Here is a 16439-nt window from a genome sequence, read left to right on the forward strand (position 1 = left end):
GACGATTACCCTTTCCCTTCTGGCCCCTGCCCCACTCCACGGAACGCGAGATTCATGACCGTCAACGGCGCTGATGACGTACTGCTTGTCCACGGCGGAACCCCGCTGGAGGGCGAGCTCCGTGTCCGCGGTGCGAAGAACCTCGTACCGAAGGCCATGGTGGCCGCGCTCCTCGGCAGCGCGCCGAGCCGGCTGCGCAATGTTCCGGACATCCGCGACGTGCGGGTCGTACGCGGACTGCTGCAGCTGCACGGGGTGACGGTCCGTCCGGGCGACGAACCGGGTGAGCTGGTGCTCGACCCGACCCACGTGGAGAGCGCGAACGTCGCCGACATCGACGCCCACGCGGGGTCGAGCCGCATCCCGATCCTCTTCTGCGGGCCCCTGCTGCACCGGCTCGGGCACGCCTTCATCCCGGGCCTCGGCGGCTGCGACATCGGCGGCCGGCCCATCGACTTCCACTTCGACGTGCTCCGGCAGTTCGGCGCGACCATCGAGAAGCGGGCCGACGGGCAGTACCTGGAGGCGCCGCAGCGGCTGCGCGGCACGAAGATCCGGCTGCCCTACCCCTCGGTCGGCGCCACCGAGCAGGTGCTGCTGACCGCGGTGCTCGCCGAGGGCGTCACCGAGCTGTCCAACGCGGCGGTCGAGCCCGAGATCGAGGACCTCATCTGCGTACTGCAGAAGATGGGCGCGATCATCGCCATGGACACCGACCGGACGATCCGCGTCACCGGTGTGGACGAGCTGGGCGGCTACACCCACCACGCCCTCGCCGACCGCCTGGAGGCCGCCTCCTGGGCGTCGGCCGCGCTGGCGACCGAGGGCAACGTCTATGTGCGCGGCGCCCAGCAGCGCTCGATGATGACGTTCCTCAACACCTACCGCAAGGTCGGCGGCGCCTTCGAGATCGACGACGAGGGCATCCGCTTCTGGCACCCGGGCGGGCGGCTGAAGTCCATCGCGCTGGAGACGGACGTCCACCCCGGCTTCCAGACCGACTGGCAGCAGCCGCTGGTGGTCGCCCTGACCCAGGCCACGGGGCTGTCCATCATCCACGAGACGGTGTACGAGTCCCGGCTCGGCTTCACCTCGGCGCTGAACCAGATGGGCGCCCACATCCAGCTCTACCGCGAGTGCCTCGGCGGCTCGGACTGCCGCTTCGGCCAGCGCAACTTCCTGCACTCGGCGGTCGTCTCCGGCCCCACCGAGCTGGAGGGCGCCGACCTGGTCATCCCCGACCTGCGCGGCGGCTTCTCGTACCTGATCGCGGCCCTCGCCGCCCAGGGCACGTCCCGGGTCCACGGCATCGACCTGATCAACCGCGGCTACGAGAACTTCATGGAGAAGCTCGTGGAGCTGGGCGCGAAGGTCGAGCTCCCGGGCAAGGCCCTCGGGTAGACGGCCGGCACACGAACGCCGATGGGGCGGTCACCCGAGTCCGGGTGACCGCCCCATCGGCGTTCGGCAAAGCGCCCTTCAGGGGCGCGGGGAACTGCGCGACCAGCCACAACGGACCCGCGCGCACTCCCCCGGCGCTCACCGGGGAGACGCTTACTTGCCCTTGGCGGCTTCCTTCAGCTTCGAGCCCGCGGACACCTTCACGCTGTAGCCGGCCGGGATCTGGATCGGCTCACCGGTCTGCGGGTTGCGGGCGGTGCGAGCGGCACGGTGGGTGCGCTCGAAGGTCAGGAAGCCGGGGACGGTGACCTTCTCGTCGCCCTTGGAGACGATGTCGCCGACGACCTCGGCGAACGCGGCCAGCACGGCGTCGGCGTCCTTGCGGGTCACCTCGGCGCGGTCGGCCAGCGCGGCCACCAGCTCACTGCGGTTCATGTTGTTACTCCCGTGTCTTTCTTGCCGTTGAGGCGTGCCACGCGGCGGAGCCGCATGTTGGGCAGGCCCGTCGCCAGACCCTCGCGCCCAGGGAGGCATCCTGCCTCTACCTGCGGCGGTAAAGCCAATCCGGCACCCGCAGGAGTCGTGAGAACACCCTTGGGAGTCACACGAAGGACGGCCGGGGCCCGGCCGCCCACCCTAAGGGGCTCCCGCGGGGTGCCCGTCCAGCGACGCGCCGGGCGAGGGTCCCGTGGTGATCCTCACAGATCCCCGCGGGCTCCCTCGGGCCGGGGTGGTCAGACGGCCGCGGCGCCCGCGGCCTTCGCCGCCTCGCGGACGGCGCCGGCGACGGCCCCGGCGACCTTGTCGTTGAAGACGGACGGGATGATGTAGTTCGGGTTGATCTCGTCCTCGGTCACCACGTCGGCCAGGGCCTGGGCGGCGGCCAGCATCATCTCGGTGTTGACGGTGCGGGACTGGGCGTCCAGCAGGCCGCGGAAGACACCCGGGAAGACCAGCACGTTGTTGATCTGGTTGGGGAAGTCGGAGCGGCCGGTGGCGACCACCGCGGCGGTCTGCCGGGCGACGGCCGGGTCGACCTCGGGGTCGGGGTTGGCCAGCGCGAACACGATCGCGCCGTCGGCCATGGCGGCCACGTCGTCGCCGTCCAGGACGTTCGGGGCGGAGACGCCGATGAAGACGTCGGCGCCGCGCACGGCCTCCTTCAGGGTGCCGGTGAGGCCCTCGGGGTTGGTGTTGTCGGCGATCCAGCGCAGCGCCGACTCCGGGGCGGCGTCGACCAGGTCCTCGCGCCCGGCGTGCACCACGCCGTGGATGTCGGCGACGACGGCGTTCTTCACCCCGGCGGCGAGCAGCAGCTTGAGGATGGCGGTGCCGGCCGCGCCCGCGCCGGACATGACGACGCGGACGTTCTCGATGCCCTTGTCGACCACGCGCAGGGCGTTGGTGAGGGCGGCCAGGACGACGATGGCGGTGCCGTGCTGGTCGTCGTGGAAGACGGGGATGTCCAGGGCCTCGCGCAGCCGGGCCTCGATCTCGAAGCAGCGGGGCGCGGAGATGTCCTCCAGGTTGATGCCGGCGAAGCCCGGGGCGATCGCCTTGACGATCTCCACGATCGCGTCGGTGTCCTGGGTGTCCAGGCAGAGCGGCCAGGCGTCGATGCCGGCGAACCGCTTGAAGAGGGCCGCCTTGCCCTCCATCACCGGCAGCGCGGCCTTCGGGCCGATGTTGCCCAGGCCCAGGACGGCCGAGCCGTCGGTGACTACCGCCACCGAGTTGCGCTTGATGGTGAGGCGGCGGGCGTCCTCGGGGTTCTCGGCGATCGCCATGCACACGCGGGCCACGCCCGGGGTGTAGACCATGGAGAGGTCGTCGCGGTTGCGGATGGGGTGCTTCGACGCCATCTCGATCTTGCCGCCGAGGTGCATCAGGAACGTACGGTCGGAGACCTTGCCCAGCGTGACGCCGTCGATGGAGCGCAGCTGCTGGACGATCTCGTCGGCGTGCGAGGTGGAGGAGGCGGCGATGGTGACGTCGATGCGCAGCTTCTCGTGGCCGGACGCCGTGACGTCGAGGCCGGTCACCGAGCCTCCGGAGGACTCGACGGCGGTGGTGAGCGCCGAGACGGCGGTTCCGCTCGCGGGCACCTCCAGCCTGATGGTCATCGAGTAGGAGACGCTGGGCGCCGTAGCCATGGCCGACTTCCTCTGCTTTTACCGTGTCGCTCGTGTCGCTTGGTCGTGCCGTCCGATCGTCGCACCTACCCCTGGGTAGGCGGTAGCCGCCCCGGATTGCGAACGTTTTGTTCGCTTCCCGTACAGCCCACCGCACGACACCGGACGGCATTTTCGGAAAACTACTTCCACCATACGAGAATCGCCGCGTCCTGGGAAGAGATCCGGGAAGGGATCACGGAGAGAACCTCGGGACGGGAATTGTCTTGCGGGGATCGTTTGTTACCTTGGACGTGGCACCGGCCCGATCCAAGCCCCCGGGCCCAACCTTCGTCGCTTCGAGCGACCACTTGCCGCGAGGCGAGCATGGCGGGTCGGTGTCATACAGCGTGAGACGTGAGGCCCGCACCGGACGGTGCGGGCCTCACGTGTGTGCCGGTACGGGCGCCGGTCGTCAGTCGCGGAGCAGGTCCGGGACGCCCGCCGCGTCCGGCTCGTCCCGCTCCCCGGAGACGACCGTCAGCTGCTGCGTGGCCCGGGTCAGCGCGACGTAGAGCACGCGCAGGCCCGCCGGGGACTCGTCCGCGATCTCCGCGGGCGAGACGACCACCGTCGCGTCGTACTCCAGTCCCTTGGCCTCCAGGCTGCCCAGCGCCACCACGCGGTCCCCCAGCTCCGCGAGCCAGCGGCGGGCCTCCTCGCGGCGGTTCATGGCGACGACGACGCCGACCGTGCCGTCGACGCGGTCCAGGAGCCGGGCGGCCTCCTCGCGGACGGCGCCGCCCAGGGAGCCCCGTACGGCCGCGAAGCGCGGCTCCACGCCCGTGGAGCGGACCGCGCGCGGCGACTCGGAGCCGGGCATCGCCAGGGCGAGCACCCGGGCCGCCAGCGCGGCGATCTCCGCCGGGTTGCGGTAGTTGACCGTGAGCGAGAAGCGGCGGGCGCGGGCCGCCCGGGTGCCCAGGGCCTCGTCGCGGGCGGCCGCCGCCTCGTCCGGGTCGGACCAGGACGACTGGGCCGGGTCGCCCACCACCGTCCACGTCGCGTGCCGGCCGCGGCGGCCGACCATCCGCCACTGCATCGGCGTCAGGTCCTGCGCCTCGTCGACGATGACGTGGGCGTACTCGGTGCGCTCCTCCGCCAGCCGCTCGGCCCGCTCGCGCCGCGTCTCCTCGCGCTGCGGCATCAGCTCCTCAAGCCCCGTGAGCTGGTCCAGCGGGTCGGCCTCGCGCCGCTTGCGGGGACGTGCCGGGGCGCCGAGGACCGCCTGCAGCTCGTCGAGCATGGCGATGTCGTGCACGGAGTACCCCTCGCGCCGCAGCGAGCGGGCCACCCGGCGCACCTCGCCCGGGTTGAGGATGCGCCGCGCCCAGCGGCCCAGCCGCTTCTCGTCGGCCATCGAGGCGAGCACCCCGCGCGGGGTCAGCTCCGGCCACCAGGCGTCGAGGAACTCGATGAAGGGGTCCTCCGCGACGACGTCCTCGTCGAAGGAGGAGCGCAGTTCCGCGGCGAGCTGCGGGTCGGTGTGGCGGGCGGCGGCGCCGGACCGCTCCCACAGGGCGTCGAGGAGCAGCTTGCGGGCGCGCGGGCGCAGCAGGTTGACCGGGGCGGTGCCGCCGAGGGCGGTGCGGCGGACCTCGGCCAGCTCCGCCGCCTCCAGCTCCAGGCGCCGGCCGAAGGCGACGACCCGCAGCCGCTCCGGGGCGCGGCTCAGCTCCAGGGCGCCCCGCGCGGCCCTGCGCAGCACCCGGAGCATGCGGTCGGAGCCCTTGGCGCGGGCGGTGGACGGGGAGTCGTAGAGCGTGGCCTCGGCGCCGTCGACCAGGGAGCCGATGGCGCGGATCGCGACCTGGCCCTCCTCGCCGAGCGACGGCAGGACGCCCTCGGTGTAGGCGACGAGGAGCGGGGTCGGGGAGACGATCAGGATGCCGCCGGAGTAGCGGCGCCGGTCCTGGTAGAGCAGGTAGGCGGCGCGGTGCAGGGCGACGGCGGTCTTGCCGGTGCCGGGGCCGCCCTCGACGTAGGTCACCGAGGAGGCGGGGGCGCGGATCACCAGGTCCTGCTCGGCCTGGATGGAGGCGACGATGTCCCGCATGGAGTGGGTGCGGGCCTGTCCGAGAGCGGCCATCAGGGCGCCGTCGCCGACCACGGCCAGTTCCTCGCCGTCGAGGGACGCGGTGATCTCGGGCCGCATCAGGTCGTCCTCGACGCCGAGCACGCGCCGCCCCTTGGAGCGGATGACGCGGCGGCGCACGACCCGGCCGGGGTCGACGGCGGTGGCCCGGTAGAACGGGGCCGCGGCGGGTGCCCGCCAGTCGATGACCAGCGGGGCGTACTCGGCGTCCAGGACGCCGATCCGGCCGATGTGCAGGGTCTCGGCGATGTCGGCCGTGCGGTCGGCCCGTACGGCCCCCTCGGCGGGCTCCACGGCCGTGTACGCGCCGTCCGGGCCCTTCTTGCCGTCCTTGCCGGCGAGCAGGTCGACGCGGCCGAAGAGGAAGTCCTCGAACTCGTTGTTCAGGCGGTTGAGGTGGATGCCCGCCCGGAAGACCTGGGCGTCGCGCTCGGCCAGCGCGCCGGGCGTGCCGACGTGGCCGCGCTGGGCCGCGTCGTGCATGAGGAACTCCGCCTCGTGGATCTTCTCCTCCAGGCGGCGGTACACCCGGTCCAGGTGTGCCTGTTCCACGGTGATCTCTCGGTCCCGTACGGAGTCGTCCCGTACCTGGTCGTGCGCCGATTCGACCGCCGAATCTCGTTGCGCCTGTGCGGCCACCGGGCCCCCTTCTGACGTGCTGGGCAGCCGTCAACCTTAAGCGAAGGGGGCCGGTGAAGCTACGCGTCGACCTCGACCAGACGCTGACCGTCGAAGGTCATGACCTCGAAGTGGTCGATCTCGTTCGGCTCCAGGGCGGCGCCGCCCTGGACGTACAGCGGTTTCTGGGCCTTCTCCTCGGTCGCGTCCGGGATGCCGTAGCCCCACTCGGGGACGGACCAGGAGGAGGCCGTCTGCCGCTCGCCGTTCTTGCCGACGGCGATCAGGGCGCACTTCTCGGGCCCTTTGACGTTCTTCAGCTCCAGGACCGTCTCGGTGCCCCACGCCTTCTTCTCCAGCGCCACGGTCGCGCTGACCTCGGTGCCGGGGTCGGTCGCGGTGACCCGGTCGGTCATCTCGGCGAAGGCGGACTCGGCGGGGCTGACCTGACCGGCCTCCGTCTTCCGGCCGCCGCCGCCCGGGTCGTCGCCCCCGCTGGTGGTCGCCACGGCGGCGAACGGACCGGCGACGATGAGCGCGGCGGCGGTGGACACCAGGTAGAGGTTGCGGCGCTTCTTTCGGGCGCGCCGCTCGGCGACCTCGTCGACCAGCTTCTCCGCGAGCCGCGGGGCGGGCCGGGCGGAGAGCGACTCGCCGATCGCGGGCGTGCCCGCGCCCGGCAGGTCGGCGAGGGCCGCCATCATCGGCTCCATGCCGGCCAGTTCGTCCAGTTGCTGGGCGCACCACTCGCAGGTGGCGAGGTGTGCCTCGAAAGCGGTTGCTTCGGCATCGTCGAGAATCCCGAGGGCGTAGGCGCCCACGGTCTCGTGCTCGTTCGGCACCGAGGATCCCTGCATGGGGCCAGCCATACCCGGACCTCCCGTTCCGAATCCCCCGCGAACACCGTTCGTCACGCCGTCACCCCCCGCTCCTCCAGTGCCAGCTTCATCGACCGCAGGGCGTAGAACACCCGTGAGCGGACTGTTCCGCTGGGGATGCCCAGCGTCTGGGCGGCCTCATTGACGGTACGCCCTTTGAAGTACGTCTCGACGAGCACTTCCCGGTGGGCCGGGGTCAGGTCGTCGAGCGCGTCCGACAGCGTCATCAGCCACAGCGCCTTGTCGATCTCGTCCTCCGCGGGGATGACCTCCAGCGGCGACGGATCGACCTCCTGCGGCCGGGCCTGCCGGCTGCGATGGCCGTCGATGACGATGCGCCGGGCGACCGTCACCAGCCAGGGGCGTACCGATCCGGTCGCCCGATTGAGCGTACCGGCGTTCTTCCAGGCCCGGATGAGCGTCTCCTGCACCACGTCCTCGGCGCGCTGCCGGTCCCCCGCGACCAGCCGCAGCACGTACGCCAGCAGGGGGCCGGCGTGCTCCCGGTAGAGGGCGCGCATCAACTCCTCGTCCGGCTCCGAGGGTTGGCTGGACATGCGATGTCGGGCCCTCGTACCGCGTTCCTTGGCCACGACGGGATCCTTGCGCACGCCCACCTCCGGTGTCCGGGGGTTCCCCCGAGTCGGTCGCTCGTCCATTCGGTACGGACGGGGAAGGCGGGGTGTTCAAAGGTCGCGGACAGATTTCCTGGAGCACCTGTGAATTCCTGCGGCGCGCGGGAACCCAGGTCATCGTTCAGGCGCGGGCGAGGGCCGCGGCGCGGCGTCGGTGGCGGGCGACGCGTTCGCGGTTGCCGCAGACCTCGCTGGAGCACCAGCGGCGCCGCCGGCCCCGGGAGGTGTCCAGGTAGACGATCGGGCAGCTGTCGCCCTCGCACCGGCGCAGGGCGCCCCGGGCGACGGGGTCGGTGAGCAGTTCCACGGCGTCCCGGGCGAGGGCGGCCAGCAGGGCGGCGCACTCGGGCGGCCCGGCCAGCTCCCGGACCAGGGCGCCGTCCGGGGCGCGGACGGCACGGGGGGCGGGAGGCGCGGCGCGGGCGGTCGAGTTGAGGTGGGTGAGGGCGGTCGAGTCGAGGCGGTCGAGGGCCGCGAGGTCGCCGGGGCGGCCCGCCTCCGGTGCCCGTTCGCCCGCCGCGTCCCGCAGCGCCTCCTCGACCAGCCGCTCGGTGTCGTCGCGGAGTTCGCGGAAGGCCGGGGGCCAGGAGTGGTCGGCGTGGTCCAGGGGGGTGCCCGGCGGGACCAGTCCCGAGCCGGTGATCCAGGCCCGGAGCACCTCGACGGAGTCGAGCCGTTCCTCGGGATGGTCGGTGGCGAGGAGATCCAGGCAGATCCGCCCGGCGTCGAACCGCAGTTCCAAGGGGACCGTGACCGTGCCCAGTGCCATGTGCCTGTCACCGCCTAGGGTCTCGGCGTACCGTCCCTCCCACAGTGCCTGCCCGAACCCCGGCCCGGAACCCCTCGTACCGCTGGATACGGCTTGTCAGTCGTCGCCGTACTTGGTCTCGGCCACCGGGTCCAGGGCGAGCCGGTAGCCGCGCTTGACGACCGTCTGGATCAGCTTCGGCGTGCCGAGGGCGGTGCGCAGCCGGGCCATGGCCGTCTCCACGGCGTGCTCGTCGCGTCCGGCGCCGGGCAGGGCGCGCAGCAGCTCCGCGCGGGGCACGACCCAGCCGGGCCGCTTGGCCAGGGTCCGCAGCAGGGACATCCCGGCGGGCGGTACGGGTTTCAGCGCGCCGTCCACCAGTACGGCGTGCCCGCGGATCTCCATCCGGTGCCCGGCGACCGGCAGGGCCCGTGCCCGTGCGGGCAGTTCCCGGCAGAGCAGTTGCACGAGGGGTCCGAGCCGGAACCGCTCCGGCTGCACGGTGTCGATGCCGCGGGCCTGGAGCGGCAGCGCGGTGACGGGGCCGACGCAGGCGGGCAGGACGTCGTGGCCGAAGGCGGTGAGCAGCTCGGGGAGGAGGCCGCGTTCGTCGGCGCGGGTGAGCAGGGAGGCGGCGGCGGGGGCGCTGGTGAAGGTGACGGCGTCCACGCCGCGGGAGACGGCGGCGTCCAGGAGCCGGTCGACGGGGGAGATGTCCTCCGGCGGCATCCACCGGTAGACGGGGACGCCGACGACCTCCGCGCCGCCGGCGCGCAGCGACTCCACGAAGCCCGGCAGCGGCTCGCCGTGCAGCTGTACGGCGATGCGCCGCCCCTCGACGCCCTCCTCCAGGAGGCGGTCGAGGACCTCGGCCATGGACTCCGACGACGGGGACCACTCCTCGGTGAGCCCCGCGGCGCGGACGGCGCCCTTGACCTTGGGCCCGCGGGCGAGCAGCTCCACCGTGCCCAGCCGGTCGAGGAGGGCCTCGCCGAGCCCCCAGCCCTCGGCGGCCTCGACCCATCCCCGGAACCCGATGGCGGTGGTGGCCACCACGACGTCGGGTGCCTGGTCGATGAGTTCCTTGGTCGCCGCGAGCAGTTCGCTGTCGTCGGCGAGCGGCACGATGCGGATCGCGGGGGCGTGCAGGACGGCCGCGCCGCGCCGGGCGAGGAGGGCCCCGAGTTCGTCGGCGCGGCGGGCGGCGGTGACGCCCACGGTGAAGCCGGCCAGGGGGCCGTGGTCGTCGGGTGATCGCTGCGTGTCGTCCATGGCCCTCGTCCCGTGCCGGTCAGTGCCGCTTGTTGCCGCTCGTTGCCGCTCATCGTGCCGAACGAGCCTGTCAACGGCGCGTGACAGGCTCGGTTCGGACGTATGTCACCGGTGTTACGTCACACCTTGGCGTAGCTGAGCTGCGCGTTCTCCTCGGTGGGCGTCGCCGTGGCCGGGGCCGCGACGGCCGGACGCCGAAGGTATACCGCCCACGTCATCACGAAGCACGCGGCGTAGAAGGCGAGGAAGGCGACGAAGGCGCCGGTGCCGGAGCCGTAGGAGAGGAAGGACTGGCGGAAGGCGAGGTTGATACCGACGCCGCCGAGGGCGCCGACGGCGCCGATGATGCCCATGGAGGCCCCGGACAGCCGCCGCCCGTGGGCGACCGCCGCCTCGCCTGTCAACCCCTTGGCCTCGGCCTTGGCCTGGAAGATGCCCGGGATCATCTTGAACGTCGACCCGTTGCCGAGCCCGCTGAGGACGAACAGGAAGACGAAGGCGGTGACGAACAGCCCGAGCGACTCCCGCATGCTCGCGACGATCAGTACGGCGGTGGCGGCGCCCATCGCGACGTAGTTCCACAGCGTGATCCTCGCGCCGCCGTAGGTGTCGGCGAGCTTGCCGCCGACGGGCCGGATGAGGGAGCCGAGCAGCGGGCCGATGAAGGTGAGGTACGCGGCCTGGAGCGGCGTCCGCCCGAACCCGCTCTGCAGCACCTGCCCGAAGGCGAACGAGTACCCGATGAACGACCCGAACGTCCCCACGTACAGGAACGACATGATCCAGGTGTGACCGTCGCGGGCGGCGTCCTTGGCTGCGCCGGTGTCGTTCTTCACGGACGCGATGTTGTCCATGTAGAGCGCGGAGAGGACGGCGGCGACGACGATCAGCGGGATGTAGATCCCGAGCAGCACCCGCGGCCCGCCACTGGCCCCGATGATGGCGAGCGCGGCGAGCTGGATCACCGGCACGCCGATGTTGCCGCCGCCGGCGTTCATGCCGAGCGCCCAGCCCTTCCTGCGGAGCGGGAAGAAGGCGTTGATGTTGGTCATGGAGGAGGCGAAGTTGCCGCCGCCGATGCCGGCCAGCAGCCCGACCAGGAGGAAGGTGGAGAAGGACGTACCCGGCTCCATCACCACGAAGGCGGCGACGGTCGGCACGAGCAGCAGACTGGCCGACACGATCGTCCAGTTCCGCCCGCCGAAGACGGCGACGGCGAAGGTGTACGGCACCCGGGCGACGGCTCCGACGAGGGTGACGACGGACGTCAGCAGGAACTTGTCGGCGGGGGTGAGCCCGTACTCCGGGCCCATGAAGAGCACGAGCACGGACCACAGGGTCCAGACCGAGAACCCGATGTGCTCGGAGAGGACGGAGAAGAACAGGTTCCGGTTGGCGGTCCGCTCCCCCTTCTCCTTCCAGAAGGTCTCGTCCTCGGGGTCCCAGTGCTCGATCCAGCGACCTGCTGCCATGACGCCTCCACGCTCCTCCGTGCCTCGGAATTCCGAAGGTAGGGAGGGTGCGTTTCGGGGTTGTGGCTGTGGGTGACCGGTAAGGAACGTTGCTCTCACCCCGCCGGGCGGCGGGGTGAGAGGTCGTGGATCAGCGCCGGGTCAGGCGTGCCGGGCTCCGCTCCCGGAGCGGCGGCCGGTCTTCCTCACCCCGTTCGGCCACAGCCGCGGCTTCCGCTTGGCCGCGAGGTCCTCGACCCAGCCGGCGGCGGCGACCATCAGTCCGATCAGGGGCCAGACCAGGACGAACATCCAGATCATGTACGTGGAGTCCAGGGCGCTCATCGCGCGCTCGCTCTGCATGAACGGCAGCTCGTAGGCGCGGTCGATGATCGGGACGGTCGCCATGATGAGCAGGTTGTGCCAGAGGTAGATGGTGACGGCCCGGTTGTTGGAGAGCGTCACCAGCTTGTCCCACTTCTTCAGGGCGCCGGGGAGTTCCTGCCAGGACGGCGAGTACTGGAGCAGGATCACGACGAAGCCGAAGGACCAGGTGGCCTGGGCCAGCGGGATGTCGTTGAGGTCCCAGCCGTCGGGGCCGAGGTGGTTCGAGGCCCACCACAGTCCGAAGGCCATGATCAGCGCGGAGCAGGAGACGGAGATGTACCGCGGTATCCGCTTGAGCAGACCCTCGTGGTGGGCGAAGCCGAGCACCCAGCAGCCGCCGTAGACGGCGAAGTCGGAGACCGCGTTGCCGGTCTCGCCCGGGATGGTGACCAGGCCCGTGCCGACGATCGCGGTCAGGCCCAGCGGGGCGAGCAGCGTCGGCCAGGGCGCCCGGCGGAACAGCCACAGCAGCAGCGGTGAGGCGAGCACGAACCACAGGTAGGCCCGGAGATACCAGAGCACGCCCGCGGCCTGCACCGCCCAGGTGTCCTCCAGCAGGCCGGACTTGGAACCGACGTGCCAGGGGAAGGGCGGGGCGCCGATCGGGACGATGTAGTTGAACAGCTCGATCACGCCCCAGGTGCCGCCGTGATCGGGGTCGTCCAGGGGATTCCAGCCACCGGCGAACATCATCGCCAGCACCACGACGCCGAACAGCCACATCGGGGGCAGCAGACGGCGGACCCGGCCGCGGATCACGCTCAGCGCGGGCCGCTTGAGCGAACGCGCCATCAGCGACCCCGCCAGCGCGAACATCACGCCCATCGACGGGAAGAGCACGGTGAGCCAGGCCCAGCCGAACAGGTGGTAGACGACCACGCGGACCAGGGCGAGCGAGCGCAGCAGGTCCAGGTAGCGGTCGCGGCCCGGCTTGGCCGGTGCGGCGGGTGCCGTGGGCGCGGCGGTAGCGGGTGCGGTGGCCGTGGCCGCTTCCGGTGGCTCCTGCGCGCGCTGCTGGGGGAAGCCGTCCGCGGAGTACGAGGGGTACGAGGGGGCCGGCTCGGGGCCGGTGCCCGTTCCGGCCGGGTATCCGTGGGTCATGCCACGGGCCTCCGATCATCGCTGGCACGCGTGCGCCGGTTCTGCGCGGGGATACCGCCCGGCGCCTCGACCACGCCGGTCCGCCGCAGCTTCTGCCAGCGCAGGCGGCCGCCGGTCAGGGCTGTGATCCAGGACTGGAGCAGCACGACGTACATGAGCTGGCGGTAGAGGATCTGCTGCAGGGGCAGCGAGATCAGGTGGGTCATGCGTTCGCGGTCCAGACGGAAGGCGTACGCCGCGCAGACCGCCTGGAGCGCCAGGACGCCCAGCCACGCGCCGATCGTCTTCTCGGTCGGGCCGAAGATGATCCCGTAGAGGAGGAAGATGTCGATCAGGGGGGCCAGCAGCGGGGCCACCACCATGAACAGGGAGACGAAGGGCAGGCCCACGCGGCCGAAGCGGCCCGACGGGCCCTTGTCGATCACCGCGCGGCGGTGCTTCCAGATGGCCTGCATGGTGCCGTAGGACCAGCGGTAGCGCTGCGACCAGAGCTGCTGCACCGTCTCCGGCGCCTCGGTCCAGGCCCGCGCGTTCTCCGCGTAGACGACCTTCCAGCCGGCGCGGTGCAGCGCCATCGTCACGTCGGTGTCCTCGGCGAGCGTGTCGTCGCTCATGCCGCCGATCGGCTCCAGGGCGGAGCGGCGGAACGCGCCGACCGCGCCGGGGATCGTCGGCATGCAGCCGAGCATGTCGTACATGCGCCGGTCGAGGTTGAAGCCCATCACGTACTCGATGTGCTGCCAGGCGCCGATGAGGCTGTCCCGGTTGCCGACCTTGGCGTTGCCGGCCACCGCGCCGACCTTCGGGTCGCCGAAGGGCTGGACGAGTTCGCGGACGGTGGCCGGTTCGAAGACGGTGTCGCCGTCCATCATCACGACGATGTCGTACCGGGCGTTGGCCAGGCCCCGGTTGAGGGCGGCGGGCTTGCCCGCGTTGAGCTGGCGGATCACCCGTACGCCCGGCAGGCCCATCGCCTCCACGATGCGCGCGGTGCCGTCCGTGGACCCGTCGTCGATGACGATGACCTCGATCGGATGGTCGCCCGCCATCAGGGAACGGACCGTGTTCTCGATGCACTTGGCCTCGTTGTACGCCGGGACCAGCACCGACACCGGTTCGGTGACCGGCGGCCCCCAGCTGAACCGTTTCCGGCGCACCTTGCGGGCGTGCACGAACGACAGCAGCAGCATCAGCCCGAACCGGCCGATGACCAGCGTGCCGATGACCGCAAGCCCGACGACCAGGGCGTCCGTGACCTTCTCGGACGCCTGGACGAGGAACACCCACGCCTTGGCCTTCCACAGGTCGGCGCCGGTGACCGACGAGTGCGCGCTCGGCATGTCGAGGGCCTCGGAGAGGTTGTCGAACTCGTAGCCCCGGTCCTGGAGGTCGGGCAGGAACCTGTCCAGTGCCCGCACGGTCTGGTGGCGGTCGCCGCCGGAGTCGTGCATCAGGACGATCGCGCCCTTGCCGCCGTGCGGGGTGGCCCGGCGGATGATCTCCTCGACGCCGGGCTTCTTCCAGTCCTCGCTGTCGGTGTTGTTGACGACGGTGAGGTAACCGCGCGAGCCGATGTACTCGGTGACCGGCCAGGACTTGTTGTCCATGGCGTCGGCGAACGAGGAGTACGGCGGGCGGAACAGCGAGGTGCGGATACCGGCCGCGCCGGTCAGGGCGAGCTGGTTCTGCGACAGCTCCCAGTCGATGCGGGTCTGCGACTGGTAGGAGAGGTCGGGGTGGTTGAAGGTGTGCAGCCCGATCTCGTGGCCCTCGTCGACCATGCGCTTGACCAGGTCCGGGTAGCGGGAGGCCATGGTGCCGGTGACGAAGAAGACGGCGTGCGCGTCGTGCTTCTTCAGCACGTCCAGGACCTTCGGCGTCCACGTCGGGTCGGGGCCGTCGTCGAAGGTGAGCACGAGGTGGTGGTCGGGCACGCTCATGCTCTCGGTGCGGCCGGCCCGCGTGTCGATGACCGGGCCGCCCTCCAGGATCTTCTGCGGCACCTTGTCGGTGGCGGCGGGCGGCTGGACGCGGAAGTCGGCGAGGATCTCGCTGTGCACGTAGCCGCGGAGCATGAGCATCGCCATCAGGGCGACGAGGACGAGCACCGGCAGCAGCAGGCGCAGAGGCAGACGGCGCCGCCGGGAGCCGCCACGGGCTCCGGGTGCGGCCCCGTGGCGGGAGGTGCGGGCGGCCATCAGAAGGTGTACTCCACGGACGATGAGTCGGGGACGTGCGCGAGGGCGCCGGGGGCGCCCGCCGCGAGGGGAGTCGAAGTGCCCGTGCCATGGGCGAGGTTGCCGGTTCCGCTGCCGGTGCCCGCGGTGTCGCCGCCGGTGGTCTCGGTCGGGTCGGGCGCGGTCTCGCCGTCCGTGGCGGTCGGGTCGGGCGAGTCGGGGTCCGGCTCCGTGGCCGTCGCGGTCGGGTCCGCCTCGGTCTCGCCGACGCCCTGTCCGGGCGTGGTCTGCGTGGCGGTCGGCTCGGTGGCGGGCGCGGTGTCGCGCTGCTCGGCGGTCGGGGAGGTGCCGGGCGCGGTGGCTCCCGCGTCGGGGAGCTGCTCCTCGGTGCCGGTGGCCGAGGGCGTGGTCTCGGGTGAGGCGCTGCCGGTGTCGGAGGGGCTCGCCGATCCGGAGGGCCCCGGGGTGGTGTCGACCTTGCCGGCCGGCCTGCCCTCCTCCTGGCCCGGCACGGGCAGCCAGGGGGCGTCGGAGCTGCCGGACAGCAGGGTGACGACCATGACGACGGCGTAGACGGCGCAGGCGAGGCCGACGGCTATGCCTATGCGCCGGTAGAGCCGGGAGCGGCGGCCGGACTCGTCGACGAAGACGGGCCGGTCGGCGGCGTCGGCGGCGCTCGTGCCCTCCTTGGCCCGGCGCAGCACCCCGTCGCCGAGCTGTACGGCGTCGAGCTGGACGGTCACCTCGTGCGGGTCGTGATCGGCCCCGCCACCGGTCCCGGGCTCCTGCCACGGGTCGCGGAGGACGGCGGTCCCGGGCGCGGAGGGGGCGGCGGGCACCGCGGGGGCCACGGATATCGGATCGGACACGGCCGCGGTCGCGTGGGGGGCCACGGATATCGGGTCGGACATGGCCGCGGTCGCGTGGGGGGCCACGGATATCGGATCGGATATGGCCGCGGTCGCGGAGGGGGCCACGGATATCGGGTCGGACACGGCCGCTATGCGGGAGGGCCCGGGGACGGCGCGGGAGCCGAACGCCGGGGTCGGTCCCGACGTTCCCGACGGTCCCGGCACGGTGGGCAGCACGCTCGTCGCGGCGGTGGCCGACTCGGAAGCGACCGACCCGGCAGCGGCGGGGAGTACGTCCGTGACGGCGGTGACCGGGTCGGGTGCCGGCGGCTCCGCCCCGGCGCCCGGTCCGGGAACCGCCGGCAGCACACTCGTCGCGGCCTCGGCGGCCTCTACGGCCCCGGCGGTCCGCGCCGCCCCCGGCACCGTGGGCAGCACACTCGTCGCCTCGGCGTCGGAACCGAACGCGTTGGAACCGAACGCGTCGGAGCCGGGCCCGCCGGACCCCGTCCGCGCTCCCGCGACCCCCGCCGTGGCCTCGGACGGTCTGCCGAACCACGAGATCTCGCTGCCGGTGGCCTCGGGTATCTCACGCGTCGCCGACGCGGCCTCGGGCCAGTCCGGTTGAGCTTCTTTCTGCCAGTTGTCCACGCG

12 protein-coding genes are annotated in these 16439 nt (G+C 72.1%); 1 reads left to right on the plus strand and 11 read right to left on the minus strand.

Features of this window, described 5'->3' with window-relative positions:
* Positions 1-54: 54 nt before the first annotated feature.
* Entirely contained in the window at positions 55-1401 is a 1347-nt protein-coding gene (gene murA, locus UW392_RS51225; protein WP_320782294.1) for a UDP-N-acetylglucosamine 1-carboxyvinyltransferase, read from the plus strand.
* Positions 1402-1554: 153 nt separating this feature from the next.
* Here the strand turns inward: murA and UW392_RS51230 are convergent, their stop codons facing one another.
* The 11 genes from UW392_RS51230 to UW392_RS51280 form a co-directional block, all read right to left on the minus strand.
* On the minus strand, positions 1555-1836 hold the full coding sequence (locus tag UW392_RS51230; protein WP_004987462.1) for an HU family DNA-binding protein: 282 nt from the start codon (positions 1834-1836) through the stop codon (positions 1555-1557).
* Positions 1837-2135: 299 nt separating this feature from the next.
* A complete protein-coding gene (locus UW392_RS51235; protein ID WP_320782295.1) occupies positions 2136-3554 on the minus strand; it encodes an NAD-dependent malic enzyme in 1419 nt (472 codons plus the stop codon).
* Positions 3555-3987: 433 nt separating this feature from the next.
* Positions 3988-6306, minus strand: a complete 2319-nt coding sequence (locus tag UW392_RS51240) for a HelD family protein (protein ID WP_320782296.1) — start codon at positions 6304-6306, stop codon at positions 3988-3990.
* A 59-nt stretch (positions 6307-6365) separates the two neighbouring features.
* The gene (locus tag UW392_RS51245; RefSeq protein ID WP_320782297.1) at positions 6366-7142 is read right to left on the minus strand and encodes a zf-HC2 domain-containing protein; all 777 of its coding nucleotides are present in this window, start codon (positions 7140-7142) and stop codon (positions 6366-6368) included.
* A 53-nt stretch (positions 7143-7195) separates the two neighbouring features.
* On the minus strand, positions 7196-7720 hold the full coding sequence (locus UW392_RS51250; protein ID WP_320782298.1) for a sigma-70 family RNA polymerase sigma factor: 525 nt from the start codon (positions 7718-7720) through the stop codon (positions 7196-7198).
* 199 nt (positions 7721-7919) lie between these two features.
* Complete coding sequence (locus UW392_RS51255) at positions 7920-8567, minus strand: CGNR zinc finger domain-containing protein (protein WP_320782299.1); 648 nt, start codon at positions 8565-8567, stop codon at positions 7920-7922.
* Between the two features lie 96 nt (positions 8568-8663).
* A complete protein-coding gene (locus UW392_RS51260; RefSeq protein ID WP_320782300.1) occupies positions 8664-9818 on the minus strand; it encodes a uroporphyrinogen-III synthase in 1155 nt (384 codons plus the stop codon).
* A gap of 119 nt (positions 9819-9937) precedes the next feature.
* Entirely contained in the window at positions 9938-11290 is a 1353-nt protein-coding gene (locus UW392_RS51265) for a nitrate/nitrite transporter (protein WP_320782301.1), read from the minus strand.
* A 141-nt stretch (positions 11291-11431) separates the two neighbouring features.
* Positions 11432-12757 carry an acyltransferase gene (locus UW392_RS51270; RefSeq protein WP_320782302.1) on the minus strand — a complete coding sequence of 442 codons (1326 nt, stop codon included), beginning with the start codon at positions 12755-12757 and terminating at the stop codon, positions 11432-11434.
* Complete coding sequence (locus UW392_RS51275) at positions 12754-14955, minus strand: glycosyltransferase (protein WP_320782303.1); 2202 nt, start codon at positions 14953-14955, stop codon at positions 12754-12756. Before UW392_RS51275 ends, UW392_RS51270 begins: the two co-directional genes overlap by 4 nt.
* A complete protein-coding gene (locus UW392_RS51280) occupies positions 14955-16436 on the minus strand; it encodes a hypothetical protein (protein ID WP_320782304.1) in 1482 nt (493 codons plus the stop codon). The genes UW392_RS51275 and UW392_RS51280 overlap by 1 nt, the downstream gene beginning before the upstream one ends.
* Between the last annotated feature and the right edge of the window lie 3 nt (positions 16437-16439).

The organism is Streptomyces sp. CRN 30, from assembly GCF_034105845.1.

Bases quoted from the DNA above. Each gene is read 5' to 3' on its own strand.
- murA (WP_320782294.1), top strand. From the start codon at position 55: ATGACCGTCAACGGCGCTGATGACGTACTGCTTGTCCACGGCGGAACC.
- UW392_RS51230 (WP_004987462.1), bottom strand. From the start codon at position 1,836: ATGAACCGCAGTGAGCTGGTGGCCGCGCTGGCCGACCGCGCCGAGGTG.
- UW392_RS51235 (WP_320782295.1), bottom strand. From the start codon at position 3,554: ATGGCTACGGCGCCCAGCGTCTCCTACTCGATGACCATCAGGCTGGAG.
- UW392_RS51245 (WP_320782297.1), bottom strand. From the start codon at position 7,142: ATGCAGGGATCCTCGGTGCCGAACGAGCACGAGACCGTGGGCGCCTAC.
- UW392_RS51250 (WP_320782298.1), bottom strand. From the start codon at position 7,720: ATGTCCAGCCAACCCTCGGAGCCGGACGAGGAGTTGATGCGCGCCCTC.
- UW392_RS51255 (WP_320782299.1), bottom strand. From the start codon at position 8,567: ATGGCACTGGGCACGGTCACGGTCCCCTTGGAACTGCGGTTCGACGCC.
- UW392_RS51260 (WP_320782300.1), bottom strand. From the start codon at position 9,818: ATGGACGACACGCAGCGATCACCCGACGACCACGGCCCCCTGGCCGGC.
- UW392_RS51265 (WP_320782301.1), bottom strand. From the start codon at position 11,290: ATGGCAGCAGGTCGCTGGATCGAGCACTGGGACCCCGAGGACGAGACC.
- UW392_RS51270 (WP_320782302.1), bottom strand. From the start codon at position 12,757: ATGACCCACGGATACCCGGCCGGAACGGGCACCGGCCCCGAGCCGGCC.
- UW392_RS51275 (WP_320782303.1), bottom strand. From the start codon at position 14,955: ATGGCCGCCCGCACCTCCCGCCACGGGGCCGCACCCGGAGCCCGTGGC.